At 70.3% G+C, this 21,251-nt stretch carries 18 protein-coding genes; 7 read left to right on the top strand and 11 right to left on the bottom strand.

The window, feature by feature from the left end; all coding sequences use genetic code 11:
• Nucleotides 1-7: 7 nt before the first annotated feature.
• Entirely contained in the window at nucleotides 8-1,384 is a 1,377-nt protein-coding gene (locus HS104_21645; GenBank protein ID MBE7482572.1) for a TldD/PmbA family protein, read from the bottom strand.
• Entirely contained in the window at nucleotides 1,381-2,847 is a 1,467-nt protein-coding gene (locus HS104_21640; GenBank protein ID MBE7482571.1) for a TldD/PmbA family protein, read from the bottom strand. Before HS104_21640 ends, HS104_21645 begins: the two co-directional genes overlap by 4 nt.
• Nucleotides 2,848-2,934: 87 nt before the next feature.
• On the opposite strand from HS104_21640, the gene HS104_21635 reads away from it, so the two are divergent.
• From HS104_21635 to HS104_21625, 3 genes are read left to right on the top strand one after another with little or no spacing between them, the layout of a single operon-like run.
• On the top strand, nucleotides 2,935-3,150 hold the full coding sequence (locus tag HS104_21635; GenBank protein ID MBE7482570.1) for a hypothetical protein: 216 nt from the start codon (nucleotides 2,935-2,937) through the stop codon (nucleotides 3,148-3,150).
• The gene (locus HS104_21630; GenBank protein MBE7482569.1) at nucleotides 3,147-4,247 is read left to right on the top strand and encodes an alpha/beta hydrolase; all 1,101 of its coding nucleotides are present in this window, start codon (nucleotides 3,147-3,149) and stop codon (nucleotides 4,245-4,247) included. The genes HS104_21635 and HS104_21630 overlap by 4 nt, the downstream gene beginning before the upstream one ends.
• Nucleotides 4,248-4,272: 25 nt before the next feature.
• Nucleotides 4,273-4,911 (top strand): GNAT family N-acetyltransferase, encoded by a 639-nt coding sequence (locus HS104_21625; GenBank protein MBE7482568.1) that lies wholly within the window; start codon nucleotides 4,273-4,275, stop codon nucleotides 4,909-4,911.
• Here HS104_21625 and HS104_21620 read toward each other — a convergent pair.
• On the bottom strand, nucleotides 4,879-7,200 hold the full coding sequence (locus HS104_21620) for a hypothetical protein (protein ID MBE7482567.1): 2,322 nt from the start codon (nucleotides 7,198-7,200) through the stop codon (nucleotides 4,879-4,881). The genes HS104_21625 and HS104_21620 overlap by 33 nt on opposite strands.
• 256 nt (nucleotides 7,201-7,456) lie before the next feature.
• Here HS104_21620 and HS104_21615 point away from each other — a divergent pair, with 256 nt between their 5' ends.
• On the top strand, nucleotides 7,457-8,995 hold the full coding sequence (locus tag HS104_21615) for an AgmX/PglI C-terminal domain-containing protein (GenBank protein ID MBE7482566.1): 1,539 nt from the start codon (nucleotides 7,457-7,459) through the stop codon (nucleotides 8,993-8,995).
• Nucleotides 8,996-9,064: 69 nt separating this feature from the next.
• On the opposite strand, the gene HS104_21610 is transcribed toward HS104_21615, so the two are convergent.
• From HS104_21610 to HS104_21590, 5 genes are read right to left on the bottom strand one after another with little or no spacing between them, the layout of a single operon-like run.
• Complete coding sequence (locus tag HS104_21610) at nucleotides 9,065-9,430, bottom strand: hypothetical protein (protein MBE7482565.1); 366 nt, start codon at nucleotides 9,428-9,430, stop codon at nucleotides 9,065-9,067.
• Between the two features lie 44 nt (nucleotides 9,431-9,474).
• Nucleotides 9,475-9,834 carry a hypothetical protein gene (locus HS104_21605; GenBank protein MBE7482564.1) on the bottom strand — a complete coding sequence of 120 codons (360 nt, stop codon included), beginning with the start codon at nucleotides 9,832-9,834 and terminating at the stop codon, nucleotides 9,475-9,477.
• Nucleotides 9,835-9,848: 14 nt separating this feature from the next.
• Complete coding sequence (locus tag HS104_21600) at nucleotides 9,849-10,520, bottom strand: hypothetical protein (protein ID MBE7482563.1); 672 nt, start codon at nucleotides 10,518-10,520, stop codon at nucleotides 9,849-9,851.
• Between the two features lie 24 nt (nucleotides 10,521-10,544).
• Nucleotides 10,545-11,006, bottom strand: a complete 462-nt coding sequence (locus HS104_21595; GenBank protein MBE7482562.1) for a hypothetical protein — start codon at nucleotides 11,004-11,006, stop codon at nucleotides 10,545-10,547.
• Nucleotides 11,006-11,932 (bottom strand): hypothetical protein, encoded by a 927-nt coding sequence (locus HS104_21590; GenBank protein ID MBE7482561.1) that lies wholly within the window; start codon nucleotides 11,930-11,932, stop codon nucleotides 11,006-11,008. The genes HS104_21595 and HS104_21590 overlap by 1 nt, the downstream gene beginning before the upstream one ends.
• 153 nt (nucleotides 11,933-12,085) lie before the next feature.
• Between HS104_21590 and HS104_21585 the strand changes: the two genes are divergently transcribed.
• From HS104_21585 to HS104_21575, 3 genes are all read left to right on the top strand, one after another.
• Complete coding sequence (locus HS104_21585; protein ID MBE7482560.1) at nucleotides 12,086-12,724, top strand: protein-L-isoaspartate(D-aspartate) O-methyltransferase; 639 nt, start codon at nucleotides 12,086-12,088, stop codon at nucleotides 12,722-12,724.
• Nucleotides 12,725-12,755: 31 nt separating this feature from the next.
• On the top strand, nucleotides 12,756-15,041 hold the full coding sequence (locus tag HS104_21580; protein MBE7482559.1) for a hypothetical protein: 2,286 nt from the start codon (nucleotides 12,756-12,758) through the stop codon (nucleotides 15,039-15,041).
• Between the two features lie 68 nt (nucleotides 15,042-15,109).
• Nucleotides 15,110-15,451, top strand: coding sequence for a PilZ domain-containing protein (locus HS104_21575; GenBank protein ID MBE7482558.1), 342 nt, complete (start codon nucleotides 15,110-15,112; stop codon nucleotides 15,449-15,451).
• 405 nt (nucleotides 15,452-15,856) lie between these two features.
• Here HS104_21575 and HS104_21570 read toward each other — a convergent pair whose 3' ends face one another.
• The 3 genes from HS104_21570 to HS104_21560 form a co-directional block, all read right to left on the bottom strand.
• On the bottom strand, nucleotides 15,857-17,107 hold the full coding sequence (locus HS104_21570) for an ISAs1 family transposase (GenBank protein MBE7482557.1): 1,251 nt from the start codon (nucleotides 17,105-17,107) through the stop codon (nucleotides 15,857-15,859).
• A 151-nt stretch (nucleotides 17,108-17,258) separates the two neighbouring features.
• Nucleotides 17,259-18,455, bottom strand: a complete 1,197-nt coding sequence (locus HS104_21565; protein ID MBE7482556.1) for an HNH endonuclease — start codon at nucleotides 18,453-18,455, stop codon at nucleotides 17,259-17,261.
• 613 nt (nucleotides 18,456-19,068) lie between these two features.
• Entirely contained in the window at nucleotides 19,069-21,237 is a 2,169-nt protein-coding gene (locus HS104_21560; protein MBE7482555.1) for a cyclic nucleotide-binding domain-containing protein, read from the bottom strand.
• Between the last annotated feature and the right edge of the window lie 14 nt (nucleotides 21,238-21,251).

Raw genomic sequence — 21,251 nt, 5'->3', positions numbered from 1 at the left:
CCGGCGCTCACTTTTCGCGGCTGCCGGAGGAGAAATTCAGGCCGCGAATTCGCACCGCGGGCGCCGCCACGGAGCCGCCGGCCGACCACCAGTTCGGCACGATCACGCGCTCGGCGGTCGAACCGTCCGAGCGCTCCAGGGCTTCGAGCAGGCTGTCGGTGAAGCGCATGCTCTCGATGGGCTTGGTCACCTTTCCGCCCTCGACCAGGAACGTGCCATCGCGGGTCAGACCCGTCATCACTGCGCGGCGCGGCTCGAGGTAGCCGTTCACGTAGTGCAGGCGACGCACGTACAGCCCGCGATCGAGCCCGCCGATGAGCTCCTCGACGTGGGCGGCGCTGCCACCTTGAACGACCAGCGACGACGGGCTCGGACCTCCGGAGCCAAAGCCGCCGGGAGGGCCGGCGTTGCCCGTCGAGCTCACACCCGCCCGCGAGGCGGTAGTCCGGTCGTGGACGACGCCCTGGGCCACGCCGGCGCGGATCAGCGGGACCTGGCGGCGCGCCACGCCCTCGCGGTCGAACGGCGCCGCGAAGGCGTGGGTCCCGAGCGGATCTTCGCTGACGGAGAAGGACTCGGCGGTGATGCGCTCCCCAAGTCGGCCGGAGAGCGGGGAGAGCCCCTGCTCGAGCTCGCGGGCCCCGAGCCCAATCATGGCCAGCCACTCGACCAGCTCCGCCAGCGCCAGCGCCCCGAGCACCGTGTCGTAACGCCCCGCCGGTAGCGAGCCCGGGTTCTTGCCCCGGAGCGCGTCCGCCACGGCGAGCTCCGTCTCCGCCTCGATGCCGAGCTGGTGCAGGTCGACCTGGGCGCTCATGCCGTGGCCGGAGGCGCCGCTCCCACCCGCGCTCTCGAGCGCCCACACCTTGAACGACGCCAGCGTGCTCCGGTGCGCCCGCTCGAGCCCGTGCGTGGTGGCCACGGCCTCGATGCGTGCGGTGGTGTCCAGGACGCCGGTGGCCAAGAGGCCCGCCGCTTGGATGCGCCGGAACACCGGCGTGAGCAGCTCGACGCGCTCCTCCGCGCTGGCCTCCGCCGTGCTCTCGGCCCAGCGCTCCATCGGCGCCGGCGGCGGCTCGTCGGCGCGGGCGAAGCCCGGAAAACCCTCGTCGCGCGGCACGCTGGGCACCGCCGCCGCCGCGTCCTTCAGTGCCCGGACGATGGCGGCCTCGTCGAGCTCCGAGGTGCTGGCCTCGACAACGCGCCCGTCGCTGGCCACGCGCACGACCACGCTGGGCTCTTCGAGCTGCATGTGCTGCCCCAGATCGCCCACCGAGAAGCGCGCGAAGCCACGCCTGGCGAAGCTGGCGTAGGCCTCCGCCTCCGGCTCTCCGGCTCCCTCCAGCGCGGCGCGGAGCAGCCCCGCGAGCTCTTCGGCCTTCACGTGTGTCCGACCTCCACCTTGCGGAAGCGAGCGGGCGGAGCCGCGTGCGCCACCGCCATGGTCTGGATGGGATCCCCCTTGCCACACAGCATGAGTCCCCAGATGCGCGTGTCCGCCGCGCCGCAGATCGCGTCGCAGCTCTGCCAGAACTTCGGAGTGATGCCGGTGTAGCGAGCGTCTCGCAACAGGCGCACGCGCTTGCCGTGCTTGATCTCCCAGGCGAGCTCGCAGGAAAACTGGAAGTTCAGGCGCAGGTCGTCGATGCTCCAGCTCTGGTTCACGTCCAGGAGGATGCCGTCGGCGGTGTCGGCGATCAGGTCCTCCAGCGTCCCGCTCCGGGGCTCCAGCGAGACGTTCACCATGCGGATCATCGGCACCCGGTTCCAGCCGTCGGCGCGTACCGTCCCGGTGGACTCGCGCCCCAGCGCGGCCGCCGTCTCTCGCGACGACAAGTAGTCCACGAACACGCCCTGCTCGACTAGCGGGACCTTGCCCGCGGGCGTGCCCTCGTCGTCCCAGCCGAAGGTGCCGAGGCCCATCGGTGCGACCGAGTCCGCCGTGAGCGTGACGATGTCGGAGCCGTAGCGCAGCTTGCCCAGATCGCTGGGCTGCAGGAAGGAGCCCCCCGCCAGGGAAATCTCCGCCCCGAGCGCCCGATCGAGCTCCGTCGGGTGCCCGCAGGACTCGTGGATCTGCAGCGCCATCTGGTTGCTGCCCAGGACCACGTCGCGGACGCCCTCGGGGCACGGCTCGGCGGCGAGCAGCTCGATGGCTTCGGCGCGCACGCGTGGCGCGGCTCCGAGCAGGTCGGTCCGCGCGACGATCTCGTAGCCGCCTTGCAGCCCTTCCGAGCCGGGGAAACCAGGGTACGAGCGGCGCTGCATCCGACCGTCGCTGCCCACCGCGATCGCGCTCATCCCGGCGCCCCCGAACATCAGGCGCTGGGCCACGTCGGTGCCCTCGCTGGTGACCAAGAGCTTGTCGATCTCGGTCCAGTGCATCCACGCCTCGGTGCTGTGGATGGGCTTGCCCCCGCGTCTGAGCTCTGCCTCCGGTCCGGCGAGGTCCGCGAGCTTCTGCTCGAGCGGGACGGAGAACGGCTCGACCTCGACCTCCGAGGCGTATTCGCCGATCTCACCCGCGCGCTCGGGAAAACGCACCGGCTTGACCAGGAGCCGCGAGCTGGCGCGCGCCACGGCGATGGCCTCGTCCACCATCCGACCGAGGGAGGTTTCCGTGCCGGCCTGGGTGCAGGCGAACCCCCACGCGCCCTTGGCGATGAGGCGGATCGAGAAGCCTGCGCTGCCACCACGGGAGATGCCGTCGGGCGCGCCGTCTCGGACCCGGAGCCGCTCGTTCTTTTCGCGCAGCCAGCGCACCTCCACGTGGGAGACGTCGGGCTGACTCCGCGCACGGTGAAGCGCGGCCGCGCACAGCTCGCGAGCTCTCGGGTCGCCCGGCATGGCCGCGCAGTCTAACCCGAGGGCAGCGCCGGGGAGCGGAGAATGTGGCACCCTGAGCCTGCCATGGGAACGCTCGGGGCTCGGGTAATGGCAGGAGCGACGCTCCTCCTGCTGGGCTGCGGGGAGGGCGAGAGCCCGGACACGGCCGCGACGCGCGCTGGCGTGAACGGAGCGGAGGACGTCGGCGAGCAGTACCAGATGGTGGTGGGCCTGGGCGCGACCGCGGCGGCGCGCGAAATAGATTGTAAAACAGTGTCACGCGCGCTCCGCGGTCAGATCGAGCGCTTCACACTTCCAGGATGAGAACGCGACGCCTGATCGCAGTCTGTCTTGCGCTGCTCGCTCTCGTCTCGCTGGCGCATCCGCCCCTCTCGCGCTGGTGGCGCGCCGGAAGGCTCCTGGCGGCGCTGGCCTCCCCTGCGGCGGAGGCGGCTCCCTTGGTGGAGACGGAGCTGACGCTGCCCGGTCGTGACGGGCCCATCCGCGCGCGCTTGTACCGACGCGCCGACGCAACTCGCGCGCCCGGCCTGGTGGTGGCGCACGGCGTGCACTACCGCGGCATCGACGAGCGTCGGCTGGTGCCGTTCGCGCGGGAGCTGGCGCGCGCCGGGCGCACGGTGCTGACTCCCGAGCTCCGCGACCTCACGGACTACCGCATCACCTCTCAGGGCGAGCGCATCATCAGCGACTCCGTGTCTTGGCTTTCGGCACGGAAGGAGCTGGTGAGCGAAGAGCGCGTCGGGCTCCTGGGCTTCAGCTTTGCCGGCGGCCTCGCTCTGGTCGCAGCCAGTCGGCCGGAGCTCGACGGCAAGCTCGCCTACGTGACGAGCATCGGAGGACACCACGACCTGACGCGGGTGCTGCGCTTCCTGGTCAGCGATCGCATCGAGACGCCGGCCGGCGTCTCGCCGATGAAGGCGCACGACTACGGCTTGGTGGTCGTCGCCTACGGCAACGTCGAGCACTTCGTGGAGCCAGCCGACCAAGCGACCCTCCGCGACGCGCTCCGGCTCTGGCTGCACGAGGATCGGGCAGCCGCCGTCGCGCGCGCCTCCGAGCGCAGCACCGCCTCCGGCGAACGGCTGTTCCAGCTGGTCGAGCGGGGCAGGCTCGCCGAGCTGTCTCCGGAGCTCTTGCGCCTGCTCGAGACGAGGCGAGCCGAGCTCGCCGAGCTGTCCCCGGCCGGTCGGCTCGGTCACGTGGACGCGCCCGTCTACCTGCTCCACGGCTCCGCGGACTCGGTGATCCCGCCCAGCGAGGCGGAGTGGGCCGACCGCGAGCTGAACGGCGCGCCCCACCAGGCCCTGGTGTCGCCGCTGCTCGAGCACGTGGAGGTCGATGGTCGCGGGGCTTTCGCTCATCAGCTCAGGCTGGTCGACCTGATGGCCAAGATGCTCTAGCCAAGGACGTGCCTAGCTTGGCAGGATGACGGCGATGGAGGCGGAAGAGCAATCGCCGGTGCTGCTCGAGACCGAGCGGCTCGTGCTCTGCCTGCTGCCGCCCTCTGCCGCGAAGCGCGTGCTCGGCTACCACGCGGAGAATCGCTCTCACCTCGCGCCCTGGTCGCCGCCGAATCCGCCCGGGTACTACAGCGAGGAGTACTGGCGCTGGCGGCTCGAAGAGAACCGCACCGAGTACCTGGAAGATCGCTCGTGCCGCTTGCAGCTCTTGCTCTCGGGCGAGCGCGAGGGCGCGGTGGTGGGGCAGATCAGCCTGACCCAATACTGCCGCGGCCCGCACCAGAGCTGCACGCTCGGCTACAACATGGATCACCGCTACCAGGGTCGCGGGCTGATGAAGGAGGGGCTCCGCGCCGCCATCGAGCTCGCATTCGGGCGGCTCGGTTTCCACCGCCTGAGCGCCAACTACATGCCGGTCAACGAGCGCTCCGGCCGCGTGCTCAGGAGCCTCGGCTTCGTGGTCGAGGGTTACGCGCGGGACTACCTGTACATCGCCGGCGCGTGGCGCGACCACGTGCTCACCGCGCTCTACAGCCCGGATCCCTCACCGCCCGGGGTCCGGGCCTTCGCGCTACCGAGCTCCGGATCGACGCCGACGGAGTAGCGCCAGCGCGAGCCCGGTGAGCGCGAGCCCTCCGAGCGCGCCCACCTGCCCGCTCGGAGCCGCCACGCACGCGCACCCGCCGACGGGGTTGAGGTCCTGATCGAAGTCGTACCCGCCGCCGCTGCCCACGGGGTTGCCTCCGGTGCCACCGGTGGCGACGCCGCCGAACCCGCCGCTGCCGCCGAAGCCTCCCGTGCCCCCGGTCGAGGTGGTCTTCTGGACGACCTCGACGGAGTAGAAGAGGCCCGGCTCGTCGCCCTTGTTGACGATCATGACCCAGGCGTCCGTGGCGTCCTTGGGCACGTCGATGGTCGCGTAGCGCCCGGCGGACGTGTCGGCGTCGAACAGGTCGGCGTTGGAGGCTACTCCCTGGCTGTAGTCGAAGACGATCGGATCCGTCGCGAAGCGCACCAACACCGCCGGAGTGTACGGATCGGCGTCGGGGCCGAAGTCGTACTGCGGGCCGAGCGGGACGTTCTCCCACTGCACCTTGATCTGGTCGGTGCCGGCCTTCAGCGTGGTGTGGACCTGGAGCAGACCCGGCGCGTAGCTCTCGCTCTGGTCGAGACCCATGTAGGGCTTGCCCGGCGCGAAGAAGCCGTTGGCGAACTTCCACTCCCCGCTCGAGAGCGGTTGCCCCTTGTACTCGAGGACGCGCTTGCAGACCGGGAGAACGCCCCGCGCCTCCAGCTCGGCGACCAGCGCGTCGGCTGCGGTCTTGCCCAAGGTGGACGCCTCGACGGCGGCGCGGAACAGCTCGCCCAAGCCTTCGTAGCCGAGCTCCCCGGTGGGTGCGCCCAGCATGGCCGTGACCAGCGCTTCGTCGAACGTGTTGCGGTCGGGCTCCGCCAACGACTGCCGGACTTTCCACAGCGCACCCGAGAACAAGGTCGAGTCCACGTGCACCTCGCCGGCGATGTTCTTCGGGCAGGTGTCGTCGTTGTCCAGGTCGCGGATCACCTTGTCGCCGTAGCCGTACGAGGTGTTCTTGGCCGCGTACTCTCCGACCTGGCCGTCGCCGGTCAGCGCGCTGGAGAAGTAGTCTGCCAGCGCTTCGTTCATCGCCCCGGGCGCGGGGGAAGAGCCCTGCTCGTCCATGAGCCAGTGGGAGGCGAAGTTGATGGTGCGGTCCGTGAGCGCATGGCCGAGCTCGTGGTAGACGACGTCGCCGTCGTAGGCGAAGTCCGCGTTCGTGCCCTGACCGAAGAACAAGCCGCCGTCGAGGCCCTGGAACAGGCCCGGGTACGGGCTCTGCGGCGAGAAGAAGGCGTTGTCGTAGGGCTCGAGGGGGAGTGTCGGGTCACCCATCTTGGAGGGGTTGCCGCTCTCCCAGCCCTGCGGGAAGCGCAGGTTCGCCACCGTGTTGAGCGGCTTGAAATCCAGCTCGGGCATGCCGAGCGTCTCGTAGAATGCGTAGGCCCGGGCGGTGTGGAAGTACATACTGACTTCCGCGAACTCGTCCTCCGCTGCCGTGTCGCTCGTGTAGCTGTAGGGGAAGTCGCCGTTGGCGTCGGCCACGGCCTTGTGCAGGAACTCGCACATGTGGATGTTCCACTTGCCGACCAGCTTCTGCGTATCGACGCAGGTGAGCGAGCGAATGCGCGTGTCCTCGAGCTTGGTCGCGCCCTGGGCCAGCGTGCTCAACGTGACGCTGGTGGCGGTGGGGGTCGAGACTGGGTTCTGCTCGTACACGGTGGCGGCGCGGTCGAAGCGCGTGGCGTCGTACGCCAAGAGAACGTTGCCGGACTGCGCGTCGACGACCACGACCGGGGAGAACGGCGTGCCCGGGATCAGACCCTGGTAGAGCACCCACACCAGGCGCGCCTGCCCGGCCCGCGGCAGCCAGGCGAGCTTCGCGTCGCCGGCGCCGAAGCGCGCGCCGCGCGCCAGGCGCGCCGCGCGCTTGGCGGCGAGCGCGGCAGAAAGCGACGGGGATGCGCTCGCCGGGAAGCGCTCCTCGAGCCGAGCGGTCGCGAACGACGTCGGGTTGCCCTTCGCGTCGAGCAGCGCGCTGGCCCCGCGCGACAGCACCGGGATGCCGGCGTGGGATTGCGCGAAGCGCACCAGCTGCTGCCCGCCCGGCCGCGCCGCCGTGCTCACGTGGTCGAGGGTCAGCACGGCGCTCGACGGCGCGCGAGCCGTGAGCACCTGCCGCGCGCGCGCGACGGGCGTGCTCGCCGCGGGCGCCACTTTGGTGTCCGGGAGCACGAGCGGCGTGCCGGCCTGGGCGGTGCTGCTGACCAATGCTGCTAGGAGCGGGCAAATCTGGGCCAATAGGGGCGTACGCACACTGCCTCCCTGTGTAGTCCGCGGGTGGGGGCCGATCCTTGGCAGCGGGTCGGGCTCGGCGCAAGTCCGAGGGATCTCGCGGCCTTCTTCGGGCCTTCCGGGGCCCCCGAAAATATTTGGAACCCCGGGGGCCCGGGGCCTGTCAATCCCCGACAAGAACGACGCGCGACGCCAGATGGGCGGCCCTCCCGCACTGATGCGGGACGAAGCTCCGCCAAGCTGGCCAGGCGTCGAAATCACGAGGTGAAGATCCGTCATGGCCCAGTCGAACTCCGTCAACCCTTTCCTCTCGAACCTGACCAACTTCGACGCGCGCGCCGCGCTCGGGCTCGAGCGGGCTCCGTTGGCGAACGACGACGCGCCCATGGGATACGCGCTCGTGCAGAGCGGCCCCGCCGTCAGCTCCGAGGAGTGTGAGAACGTCGCCGCGCGTGCGGTCGAGATCACCGTGCTCTGGGGCACCAGCATCGTCCACGTCGCGCACCTGAACCCTCCGCGCGCCTACGCGGTGGGCGAGCGCGCCAGCGAGTTCACCATGCCGAGCGAGAAGCTCGGCACCGATCGCCTCGAGATCGTCAGCTTGGTCGCCGGTGAGCCGTGCGTCAGCGTGCCCGCCGGCGCGACGGCCCGCGTCACCAAACAGAACGCCACGGAGAGCGCGGCGCCCGGCGCGACCATCTCACTCGCGCTCGGCACCCGCGTCGAGCTCTGCTTCGGCGATCTGAAGGTGCAGATCTCCGGCGTGCACCCCGGCAAGCGCAGCAAGCGTGCCTACTTCTCCCAGGACGACTCGAGCGCTGCCGGCTTCTTCGGGCTCTCCGCCTGCATCGCGGCCGCCTTCGTCGGCGCCATGGCCTTCTTCGTTCCGGCGATGGGCCTGACCGACGACGAGGGGAACGAGAACGAGCGCCTGGTCCTGATTCAGCAGTACCTGGCGGCGAGCGCCGAGAAGAACCGCGAGCTCGAGGAGACCACCGCCGAGGACACCGACCGCGAGAAGGGCGGCGGGGAGCGCGCCGAGGCCGCGCGGGGCGACTCCGGGGCCCTGGGCAAGCCCACCGCGAAGCTCGCCAACAAGCGCGCGGGCGTCGCCGGTCCCAAGGACAACCTCGACCCGCACCTGGCGCGCGAGCGCGCCCTGAACGAGGCCCGCACCTTCGGAATGATCGGCCTCCTGAACAGCGGCCCCGGCGGCGATCCGAATGCACCGACCTCGCCCTTCGGCCGCGACTCGTCGCTCGGCACCGACGACAAGAGCGCCCAGGGCAACATGTGGGGCGACGACATCGGCGACTCGTGGGGCTCGAACGGCCTGGGCCTGAGCGGCATCGGCGAAGGCGCCGGCGGCAAGGGCGAGGGCATCGGCATCAACGGCATCGGCACCTGCGGCGGCACGGTGTGCTCGGGGCTCGAAGGTGGCTTCGGTCACTCGCTGGGTCGCACGCCTCCGGGACACAAGCCGCGCGTTCCGCAGATGCGTCCCGACGGCGGCACCACGGTGTCCGGTCACCTGCCCGCCGAGGTCGTGCAGCGCATCGTTCGCCAGAACTTCGGCCGCTTCCGCATGTGCTACGAGCAGGGCCTCACCCGGAACCCGAACCTGCAAGGTCGCGTCGGCGTGCGCTTCGTGATCGGTCGTGACGGCGCGGTGAGCAACGTCTCGAACGCCGGCAGCGACATGCCCGACAGCGGAGTGGTCTCGTGCGTGGTCGGCGCGTACTACGGCCTCTCGTTCCCGGCGCCCGAGAACGGCATCGTCACGGTGAGCTACCCGATCATGTTCACGCCTGGCTGAGCGCCTCCCCGCATCGAACCCCGTTCGGCCAGGCAGGGCCGCGTCACCCGACGCGGCCCTTTTTCTTGCTCACGGCGTCGACCAGGTGCCACCTAGGCCCACGCACACTTCCTCGGCCTTATCCACGGCGCTGTAGCCGGTGTAGTAGAAGTAGTGAATCGCCCCGTTGCACTCGCCGATGACGGAGGCGCTCGGACACGCGGTGCCGACCGTCCCGCCATCCGCCGTGCACTGATCGGCGGCGGCTTGCTGGCCCGAACCCGGCGGGATGGCGATCTCGAAGCAGGCGAACTTGGCCGGCGTATCGCAAGAGAACATCGAGCCCGAGGAGCCGCCGCCGCCGCCGCCGCCGCCGTCGTCGTCGTCACCGCAGGCGCCGAGCGAGAGGACCAGTGCGAGCCCCGCGCACACCTTCACCACCATGGACTTCCACATTCGGATTTGCCTCCCTCGCGGATACTCTGCCAGAGGCTTCCGAGTCAGAGCAAGGAGCCTGTCAGCTGGCAGGCTCCCGCCTCGTTGGTGCAGTTGCCGGCGAGTCCCTTGCCGGCGGTCGCGATCGTGCAGTGCAGGTCGGAGCTCGTGAACTCGACCTCCTTGCCGTTCGCCGTCCCGGTGGCGCTGGTCGGGGTGTTCAGGATCGTCGTGCAGCTGAAGGTCACTTCGCAGCCCGACTGTGCGATCACGCACTGCTTGATCAGGCAGCCGTCGATGTTCCACGTGCCGGAGTAATTCTCACACGCCGGAGCGTCGCTCTTCGGCGCTTCGGTCGTGGTGCTGGAGCTACAGGCGACGGACAGCGCCACCCCGCCCGCGATGATCATCGACCGAATCCACATGCTCGTACTCTACATCAACGCACGGCTCGCCCGATCGCCATCGGGGTGCTGAGGATCCACGCCGAGCGCAGGCCGACCCAGCCGTAGGCGACGGGCGCGCCGGTCTCGGGATCGGCGACCACCAGTATGGTGCCCTGGCCGAAACCCGTGCGATCGCTGCCGGCGCGGGAGTCGTCCTGGTGACGGTAGCGGGAGGCGTCGGCGATCCGCACCAGGTAGGCGTCCGGGACGCCGGCGACGGGCTCCGGCGCCGACATCAGGAAAGCCACGTGCCCGGTGTTGGCCGAACGGATCTCCTTTGGGCGGAGCCAGGCGATGACGTCACCCGCCGCGGCGTCGGCGACGCGGGGCACGCGCTCCCAGCCGTAGCGCGCGTTGCCGGTCCGAGTCGCGGCGATCTGATGGTAGTAGTCGCGGGCCAGGGCGCGGCCGTTCTTGGCGCGGTAGCTCACCGCGGCCTGCGCGACGGGCGAGGCGCGCCGGAGCACCCACGCGGCCATGCCGGAGCAGTCGAACTCGTAGCGGCCGGCGCGCTCGTCCACGCGCGTGGCGTGGGTGTAGGCCGACTCCCGCAGGTTCTCCTCGATGCGGGTCAGCGTCGTCAGCACCGCCTCCGGCCCGGCCGACGCGGGCAGCGCCGTCAGCGTGACCGCGGCGATCCCCGCCGGTAGAACCCCTTGGTGCATCTGCTCCACGACTCTGAACCGGGATCAGGTCTGGAGCAAGCCGAAGCGCGCGCGCAGCCGCCGGTGGCGCCAGCGGAACAGCGCTCGAACGACGGCGCGGACCACGGCGCTCGGTGCGAAGCGGGGCTCGATGCGCAGCCGATCGCGCACGCGTGTGCCGCCCGGCACGGGCTCGACCCAGCGCTCGTGCTCCCAACTCCGCTGCAAGAGCGAGCTCGAGCGCTCCAGGAAGTGTCCGCGCTCGGCCTCCACCAGGCGGAGCGCGTGCCGGTCGAAGGGAAGGAAGCCGAGCCCGAGCAGCGTCGAGGTGAAGACGACCTCTCCGAGCGGCACATCCGCGAGGGACTTGCCGCGCGCCTCCGCCGGAGCCGTCATCCGGACCCACGGCGCGAGCTCTCGGTTCACTCCCTCCAGGGTCGCTACCGTCGCCCAGACTTGGTCGTCGGGCGCGGCGAGGGTGGACTCGAGCTCGAGATCGATCGTCATCAGTTCAAACACGCGCAGCAGTTGCCAGGGTCGGTGCTGGCGTTCACCGCGCAGTAGCCCTCGGCGTAGCCCGCGTTCTGACAGGCCGCGTCGCAGCTGGCGAAGCCGGCGAGGCACTGCGAGCAGTCGTATTGGGGGAGGCACGAGCAGCAGGCTCCGGGATCGGTGCTGGTCGGGGCCGCGCAGCTGCCCCCAGGGCGATCCGCGATCTTCTGACAAGCGATGTTGCAGTCGGCGTGCCCTTGCAGGCAGCCGACGCAGGGCTTGCACGCGGGATCGTTCGGATCTCCGTTCGGCTTGCAGGCGAGCTTGCCGGCGCTGCACATGTTCTCGCCCTTTGCGCAGGGGCCGGCGAGCCCGGTCGCGCAGGCCCCGCCACCCTCGGGGTTGCCGTCGTCGATCTGCCCGTCGCAATCGTCGTCCTTGCCGTTGCACTGCTCGGGGGATGGGAGCACCGCGCCGTCGCAGCTCGGTGACCACACTCCGTTGACGCAGAGCTGCTTGCCCGGCTTGCACACTCCCTTGCTCTCGGCGCCGCAGGCCTGCGTGTCGCCGGAAGCACACTGGCAGCCTTCGTCGGACGAGCCGTCGCAGTCGTCGTCGAGGCCGTCGCCGCACGACTCCGAGCTCGGCAGCACGCTGCCCACGCAGGCTCCCCAACCGCTGGCGCTGCAGGCCTGCTCGCCCAGCTGGCACACGCCGATCCCTGCGGCGCTGAGGGGGCCGGCGTAGCAGGGTTGCTTTGCCCCGACGGGCGCGCAGGCAGAGCCGGCGTCCGCGCCGCCCGGGCCCCAGCCGCCGCCGCCGTCGATGGTGTGGACGCCGCCGCTCCCACCGCCGCCGCCGCCACCGCCGCCCGGCTCCTGCGACGACTGGCCGGAGCACGCTGCCAGGAGCGCAACGACGAGCCCGAGCCAGCGACCCATACGCCAGAGGCTACGACCTTCGGGGCGCCCGGTCGAGCTGGACGCGCGCTGACTGCGTGCTTGGATCCCGTCGTGTCCCGCGTGCTCGTGCTCTTCGCCCTGTGGGCGGTCGCTTGCCGCGCTGAGCCGGACTTCGATCGCGAGCGCGAGCAGATGGTGCGCGACACCATCGAGGCTCGCGGCGTACGGGACGCGCGCGTGCTCGCGGCCGTACGCAAGGTTCCGCGGCACGCCTTCGTGCCGCCGCCGTTCACCAAGCGTGCCTACACCGATCAGCCGTTGCCCATCGGCTGGGACCAGACCATCAGCCAGCCCTACATCGTGGCGTTCATGACGGAGGCCGTGAAGCCGGAGCCGAAGGACCGTTGCCTGGAGATCGGCACCGGCAGCGGCTACCAGGCGGCGATCCTGGCCGAGCTCTGCGCCAAGGTGTTCAGCATCGAGTACATCCCGGAGCTCGCGGAGCTCGGCAAGCGCCAGCTGCGCGCCGCCGGCTACGGCCCGGAGCGCGTGGCGCTCTTCACCGGCGACGGCTACCAGGGCTGGCCCGAGGAGGCGCCCTTCCAGGTCATCGTGGTGACGGCGGCGCCCGCCAAGGTCCCGCAGCCGCTCTTGGATCAGTTGGCGCTCGGCGGTCGTCTGGTCGTGCCCGTCGGGCCGGAGGGCAAGAGCCAGCAGCTCGAGCTGTGGAAGCGCGCCCAGAGTGGGCGCGGCGAGGGCGCGTTCGAGGTGCGCCGGCTGGCCGACGTGCGCTTCGTGCCCTTTTTGGGTGAGGGCGCAGAGCGGCGATGACGCCACTTCCGCTGAGGAATAAGCTCGCGCCGTGTCGCGCCTGAACGGGGTCCGGATCGTCGCAGCTCTCGCGCTGATCGCCGCAGCTTGCGGCCCTCCGGCGCCACCACCTGCCGCGCCGACGAGCGGAAAGCCCGAGCAGGGCCCCGAGAAGCCGCTGACGAAGCGGCAGCAGCTGATCCGCGCGCTGCGCTCGGTCGAGCGCACGAACGACGTGCTCGCAGCCCTCCCTCGCGCGATCAAGACGGAGCTCCGAGACTTCGTGCAGCAGCTCGGCCAGGCGGAGCGCTCGGAGCTGGCGAAGCGCGAGAGCCCGCTGGTGCGCGAGCGACCGCTCCTGCACCTGGCGGTCGGCGGCTCGTCGCCCGACGCGTTGTACGAGCTCGGCACCAGTCAGCGTCTGGCGCAGGACTTGATGACCGTGCGGGCGATGTCCGGCAAAGCGAGCTACGACGACCTGCCCGCGGCGGTGAGCTCGCTGGGGGAGAAGTGCGCGGCGACGTGGCTTCGAGATCGCGCCGCCGATGCCGCTTCGCCGACAGCCTTGACCCCAGAGCTCGCGGACCGCATCGACAACGCCGCGCAGACCTTGGGGCGCTGGGACATCGTGCGGCTGGCGCGCGAGATCGGCGTCGAGCTCGTGCCCAACGAGGCCGCCCGCTGGGCGGCGTTGGCGCGTGCCGCCGCTCACGATCTCGACCTCCCAGCGACCCAGAGCGCGCTCGACGAGGCCAAGAAGTACCCGGCTCAGAATCGCATCCAGGCGGGGCGCATCGCGCGAGCCGAGCGCGCGCTGGAGGCCGTGTCGAAGATCAAGAAGCTGGAGAAGAGCGCGAACGACCTGCCCAGCCGGCTCGAGCTGGCGCGCGCGCTGCTCGACGCCCGCCGGCTCGAGGACGCCAAGAAGGTGCTCGCGCCGCACCAAGCGGAGGCGGCTTCGCACCTGGGCCTGGCGGCGGCGCTGGCGGAGACGGAGCTCGAGAACGGGCTCTGCCCGGGCCTGCCCCTGGGGATGGGCAGCACCTTCTTGTGCTCGCTGGCCTGGAGGCAACACCCGCGCACCGCGAAGATGAGCGCCGAGCTCGAGCGCGCCTGGAAGAGCGGCGGCGGGCGCGACGTGCGGGGCATCGAGGGCTACCTGGCCATCGTGCAGATCACGCCCTGGCTCTACGGGACCATGGCGTCGCCGGGCACGTCGCAAGAGGAGCTCGGGCGTCGCTTCTTGGAGCGTCTGGCGTCGATGCAGGCTGCGGCGAAGGAGGCGGCGCAGAGCTCGCCGCACTTCGCCGGCGCGGTGCTGTTCGCCGACACCATCGCCGCCGGCTACGACGCCGTGGTCAAGCACGAGACCAAGGTCCCCGCGGGCGTGCGCGCCGACTTGAGGAAGCGCGCGACCGAGATCGCGAAGGCAGCGCCGAACGACGCGCTCTCGCACGCCTCCACGCTGGCGGTCGCAGCGCTGGCGTTCCGCGACGAAGACGTGCAACCTCTGCTCGAGCTCCTGCCGAAGGAGGTCGATCCGACGAACTACTTCGCGTTCCAGATCCTGGGGCTTTGGACCGGGACGGTGAAGCAAAGCCCGGACTACGCGAGAGCCGCAGCCAACGAGCTCGCCACCTTGATCCCGGAGTATGCCGCGGACTCACTCGACCGCGCCCGCTTGGTGCTGCTGCTCGCGGAGAGCGACGCCACTCTCCAGCGCTCGCCCAAGGCCTACGCCGTGCTGGAACAGGTCGCCAAGCCGCTGACCGGCGAGGGCATCCCGCTCGAGCTTCGGCTGCGCGCGGCCATCGATTGGGCGGGGGCTCGCGCTCTCTCAGGCAAACCCGAAGAAGGAGCGAAGCTGCTCGAGGAGATCGTCGCGGGCAATCCCGTGGCCCACCCCGAGGTGAAGTCGCTCGGCTTCGTCGCGTCGAGCTACCTGTTTGCGCTGCGCGCGCGCGCAGCGAAGGGCGCCGAACGGATCGAGTATCGCGACAAGTTCGCGAAGCTCGCCAGTGAGCCGGCCTTCGCCGGGGGCTCGGCGGCGACGGAGCTCTGGCGCGGGCTCTGGCAGCGCGAGCTCGACTTCCTGGTCGAGCGCGAGCGCTGCGGCGCGCTCAAGCCCTGCGTGGAGCGGGCGCGCCAGAAGCGCGCGCTGCCGGTGAGCAGCCTGGACGACAAGGCGGGGCCCGAGGTCGCGAAGCTGGTCCGGCGCGGCACGCTGCCCTCCGGCACGCTCAACCTGACCTTCGCGTTCGGTACCGCAGGACTGGAAGGGATCGTCCAGGTCAGCCCCGCGCTCCTGGTGATCGAGGCCCCCGGCACTGACGAGTAAGTGCTTGTAATCAAGCCAGATTCAACAAGGGTCTTGCCAGAGAACACTTTATCCTACATTGTAGGTTCATGCCGCACAGCCGCCGACATTCTCGCCACCCGGTTCGGTTCCCTGTCGCCATCGAGAGCCCCGCCAAGCCGGGGCGAGTCGGAGTAGTCCGGAACCTCAGCCAGCGCGGCCTCTTGCTCGGCACGCCCAGCCGCTACCAGCCGGGACAGCGCGTGCGGGTGCGCTTCAAGACCCGCGGCGGCGGGCCCGAGTACGATCTGCCGGCCACGGTCGTGCGCATCGATCACGACCCGAGCGGCGATTGGCTGTCGCGCCTCGTGGCGCTCGAGTTCGATCGCGACGTGAGCGAGCGGCGCCTGGACGAGCTGCGTGAGACCTACCAGCTGTTCTCGGCGGCCTAACACTCGAGTTGTGCACGTTCGCGACGAGAGGGAGAACTCGCTGCGAGGGGCTTCCTTCGCGGCTGCATGCCAAGGGCGACCGCTGGAGAGTAGCGACTCGTCCGATGCATGAGGAAGGATCCGCCGGCCTCGCCGGCGTCTCCGTGGGTCTTCGCCACTCACGACGATCGCGATCTGATCATGGCAAGACTGCCGGGGTCGAGCCTAGTCTCGATCGGTTCTCCGCGAGTCGAGCTGGGTCGCCACCACCGGCGGGGAAGTGGTGACCCGGGGACGGGGCGGTGGAGAGGTACTGGGCCGCACAGGAGCAAGTGCCATCGAGCCTCTACGGGGGCAGGAGCCCGAGGGCGGTGATCGACGCGGAGTCTGTCAAAGAGCAGGTCGGCGCGAAGGCCTCGGCACGGGTCACGCAGGCGCCGGCGGGAGCCGGCGGTCACTCGAGTTTCGAGGGGTCTCTGCGGTGGCCTTGACTGTGCAGAGCCAGATGTGGCGCATCAGGTCGCGCCAGGGCCGCCTACGCTGTTCGTCGCTGCGCAAAGTCACCCCGCGCCAGAGCGCGAGCAGCGTGTATGCGATGCGCCGCAGCACCATCACGACGACCGTGGCTCGCGGGTTCTGTTCGATCCACGGATGATGGTCCTCGGCGAAGGCGCCATCGAGAAGCTGATGGGCAGTCTCGACGCCCCAGTGGCGGCGCACGACGAGCAGCCATTGGACCTCGCTGAGTCGAGAGCGCGGCAAGCTGGAAACGAAGTAGCGGTTGTCGCTCGCGACCCGGACGCCCTTGGAATCGAGCGTCTCGACCTCGACGCGGAGCACGGTCCTGAGATGCTCCCAACCTTCCGGCGCGGCAAGGGCTTCACCGAGGTAGATGCGCCGCACGACGGAGCGACCGTGGTGGAGATCCGTGCTGGAGGCGGCGGCCTGGTCAGGCTCCAGGCCACACAGCCAGCGCACGGCCTCGGTGTGGAGGGAGGGTTGGGTGCTCTTGACGGCGAACAGGTAGTGAAGGCCGAGGTCGCGCACCGCCCGAGCGTTCTCTCTGGAGCACGCGCCGGCGTCGTAGGTGACGAGGCGAAACAGGTCGCTGCGCGCGTAGGTCCGCATCAAGGCGCAGAGACAGCGCTGAAACATGCCCATCTCGTTGGTGCTGGCCGGGATCGGGACGACATCGATGACGGGTCGCTCGGTGGAGCTGGTCAGCGTGGCCGTGACGGTCCTGACCAGGCCGAGCAGGCGCGCCTCGGCCGGCGCCGTCTGACGCTGGGCGAAGAAGTCGTCGGCGGCAGGCACACGGGTCGCCTTGCCGTCGAGCGAGACGACGCCGAAGGGTGAGCCGTTGGGCTCGAGCGCCTTGCGGCGCTGGGCGGCGCGAGTCGCAGCGTGCAGGGCCGGGCGGACGTCGTCGGGCTCGAGCGCCGCGAGCGCGTCGCGCAACGTAGTGTCCGGAACACGACGTGCGATTCCGAGCTTCGCGCGCACCGCGGGCGTGAGCTCCGCGGTCAGCTGCTCGACCTCGCGCAGGCTCCTGCTCCCGGCCACCATCCCGAGCAGCGCGCTGGCGAGCAAACTGCCGAGATCCCAGCGACGCCCGCGTGGGTTGCGCGGGTCGCGGACCTCGTCGAGGCGCGCGTCGCCGAAGCGTTTGACGAGCATGCCGATGACTCTGCGTTGAGTGCGACCTGTTCGAGGCACAGATGAGCTCCTTTCCTTCGTCCGCATGCGTGCCCACGGCGCTGCCGCTGACAATGACCACCAAGGGCAATCCGTGCACACCCCATTCGACGTGGGGTGTGCCCGAACCGTCTCACGGTGTGAGAATGGCGAGCGTCGCGCGAAGCATCGGCTCGAGCAGCGGCTCCACCTCGCAGAGGCGCGCTTGCTCGACGGCTCGCCGCGCGTCCGCTCGCTTGAACCCCATCCGAACCAGCGCTCCGAGCACCTTTTCGGACACGCCGCCCTCGGGCGCGGGCGTCGGCGCTGGTGGCGCCGGTGGCGTGCTCTGTCTTCGCCTCGCTCGCGCCTCCGAGATCTCGTTCTGGATGTGGTCCTCACCGAAGACCTGGCGCGCTCGGTGGGCGTTGTGAGGTCTGCAAAGCAAGCAGCAGTTGTCCACCGTCGTGGGCCCGCCCTTCGCGAACGGGTCGATGTGCTCGATGGTCAAGAAGCGCGTCGCCGAACACCGCCGCCCTTCGGCGTCGGTGAAGGTGCACTGGTCGCCGTCCCGCTCCCTGACCGCTCGCTGGACTTCCACCGGAACGTGCCGCGAGCCCGGCTTCGTCTCGCGGCGCTTGCGGGGCTTGCCCGCGCCGGCGCGGCGCTTCGTCTCCCGCTCGATGAGCAGGTCCAGCGCGCGCTCGAGGATCGTCGCGAGGTCGCCGCTGGGCACCGTGTGGCTGAGCAGCGCCCGGGCCTGCTCGAGCTTGTCGCGGAACGCAGCGTGGGCGCTGAATTCCACGCGAACGCTCTCCGGCGAGAGCGGCTCGACGCGAGGGCGAGGCGCCTGGGCCGGCGGCGGGGCCGGGGTACCTGCCCCGGACCATGTGGACAACTGCCCTTGTACCGGCTCGGGCGTGACCGGGGTGATGGTCGGCGGCACGGCCGGCCGCGGGAACCAGCGGGCGAGCAGCTCCTCGAGCTGTCGCTTGGACTTCCCTCGCGCCTCGGCGAGGAGCTGCTCGGCGTTGTCGTCCGTCAGGTGGCCGGAGAGCAGGAACAGCCCCGTCAGGTGGAGCTCGCCGCTGGCGAGGTCATCGAGCACCTGGGGGAACTGCTGGGCCAGGCGGGCCACACGCACACGCTTGGTCGCGCTGTCCTCGGAATAGCCGAGGCGCTCGGTGCAGTAGGCGAAGAGGGAGGAACACGCATCGTCCAGGTACAGTTTGCGGCGGTCGAGCTCTGCCAGGTGGAAGATGACGTTGGCGCACGCCGACCGCTCCGAGCTCACGGCGGCCGAAAGTCGCTCGCGGAGCTCGTGGTCGGAGACCGAAGAGAGAGCGTTCATGCTTTCTGGCATATCACGCGATTTTTCGAGCTCGCTGCTGACACGCTGAGCGCGTTTCGGGCATCTGAACGCGTCGCGCGTCGTCGCGCGCACGAACGCGCACGAGCGCGTCACCACGCGCGAGCGAGAGGCCCTCACCCGCGTGGTCGTCGAACGCGAACGCGCGTCGCTCGAGAATGCGTCAAGAGAAATCGACGTCTCGATGCTCTTTCCTTCAGGTCACCGTACGCTGAAACGCTGCTCGCACGCCCGCAAACAAACGGGCGTGCACGGGATGCCCTTGGTGGTCTTTGTCAGCGGCAGCGCCGTGGGTCCGGAAGCTGCGCGTCGAGCTCGAGTCCGATGGCGCTCCCTCCAGGCAGCTGCACGCAGTGCCGCACTCGCGGTCATCGAGCTCTGCGTCGTGCGCTCGACCACTGCGCCGACGCCGCCAGCGCTTCCCCAACGCCCGGCGCCACCCGAGAGCCACGCCCCGACCTCCAGCGCCGGCCCGTCCTGACCTCGAGTGCGAATTTGCGCCTGCTCGCGCGCCGTACCCGTGACCGTCCTCAACTCTTCGAGAACGCGTCGCTTCTCAACCTCTGTCCGGCACCGAGCGGGACTGGGGTCGAGCCTAGTACTCGAAGCCGCTGCCGCCGATGAACTCCCGCAGGATCGACGTCGGCCGGACGTGATCGGGGTAGATGGTCACGAAGCGATCGAGCAGGCTGAGCAAGCGGAACGCCGTGGTGTACGCCGCGTCCGACTGCGGCACCTCGAGCAGGTAGCGCTCGGCGAACACCTTGAGCACGCTGAGCTCGTAGATCAGCGACGAGTCGAAGACGGCGTCGGCGTGGTGTTGGTAGGGGAAGATGTGCTTGCGCTCGCCGGCGCGGACGCTGGGCCAGCGCAGGATGTTCATCGCGGCCGTCGCGCCGCGCGAGTGACGATCGCGGACGATGCGGCGCAGCAGGCGCACGTCGCTGGCGTGTACCCGCGTCAAGCGGTCGAACGGCAGCTGCACCAGCGGGCAGGCGAAGACGCGGTACACGCTGCCCTCCGGCAAGGACGACAGGAGCTCGGGGTTGAGGCCGTGGATGCCCTCCAGCATCAGGATGTCGTGCTCGCCCAGCGTGATCTGCGGGCCACCTTCGGGCTTGCTGGTCCCGGTGGCGAAGTCGTAGTGCGCGGTGCGGAGCGTCTCGCCCTTCAACAGACGCTCCGTGTGCTCCTGGAGCAGGCCCACCCTGAGCGCGTCGAAGGCCTCGTAGTCGAACTCGCCCTTCTCGTCCCGCGGCGTCTCGTCGCGATCGACGTAGTAGTCGTCCAGCGACACGCCGACCGGGTTGATGCCGTTGACCTGGAGCTGCACCCTCAGGCGCTTGATGAAGGTGGTCTTGCCCGAGGACGACGGACCGGCGATGCACACCACCTTCACAGCGCGCCCGCGCGCGTGGATGTCGTCGGCGATACGGCTGATGCGCTTCTCCTGGAACCCCTCGCTGACGCGGATGAGCTGCGAGACGTCGCCGCGGATGCACGCGCGGTTGAAGTCGCCGATGCTGGTGATCCCGAGCGTCTCCAGCCAGCGGTCCTGATCCCGCGTCATCGTGCTGGCCTGGTGCGACACCTCGCGCGCCTGCTGTACCAGCGAAGCGGGCACGCTGGGCGGCTCCTTGGCCCCCGCCGGGCCGCTGTAGACCATGAGCAGTGCACCCTCGTCGGCGAGCACACGGAACTCCGGTGACAGCTTGCCCGTGCTCGGCAGCAGGGCGCCGAGGCGCAACGCGTAGACCTCGCCGCACGCTACCAGCGGCACCGCGGGCTCGCGCCAGATCTCCAGGAGACGAGCCACGTCGGTCCACCCCACCGTGGCGAAGTGGGCCTTGGCCTCGTCCACGGTCCACCACTCCTCGCGAAACGACGCGTCTTCTTCGACCAGAGCTCGCATGCGACTCTCGAGCTCGCCGGCCAGCTGCGAGAGGTCCTGCGCTCGCGCGCCGCCCACGACCACGCGCTGGGCGAAGCCGACGGAGTGCCCCATCCTGAGGTCGAGCGAGGGGTTCAGCCGGCGCGCGGCCTCCATCAACACCAGCGACTGGCTCTGACGGTAGATGCGCTGCCCCTCCCAGTGATCGACGGTCAGCGCCTCGACGCTGCAATCCGAAGAGAGCGGGCTCACCAGCGAGAGGGCCTTGCGATCGACCAGCGCGGCCACCACCAGGCGCCCCTCGACGTGCTCCGGCAACAGGCTCTCGAGCGGCGCGCCGGTCGGGGCGTGACGCGAGGCCCCGTTCACCTTCACCTCCAGCGTGGTGCGGCGCGGCAGCGAGCGCTCGTGGAGCAAGAGCCCGACGCTGTCGGTCATCTCGACCAGCCGCGCGGCCACGCCGCCCATCAGCGCGTGCACGACGCGGAGGGCGAGCGCCGGATACGCCGCGGCGAAGTCCTCGTAGCGTTCCGGGGAGAGCACGGCGAGCTCGACCCGCGTCGCTGCCGTGATGGTCGCCGCGCGCGGACGGTTTGCGATCAGCGCCAGCTCGCCGAAATGCCCGCCGCGAGACACTTCGCCCAGCTCGAGCCCATGCCGGGAGATGCGTGCGGAGCCGTCGAGCACGAAGTACATCGCGCGATCGCTCTCGCCCTCCCGGACCACCACCGTCCCCGGCTCGACCCAGAGCTCGTCCAGGAACGGCGCGAAGCGCTCACGATCCAACCCGGACAGCTCCGCGAGGATGGGGTTGCCGCTCTGGCCGAGATCGGACGATGAAGGCGGGACGCTGGAGTTGGGCCGAAGTGACATCGCTCGCGTGGTAG

It is taken from the genome of Polyangiaceae bacterium (assembly GCA_015075635.1).
Lineage (GTDB): Bacteria > Myxococcota_A > Polyangia > Polyangiales > Polyangiaceae > JADJKB01.
The sequence above is the reverse complement of the archived record's forward strand: the minus strand, read 5'-3'. Positions and strand labels throughout refer to the sequence as shown.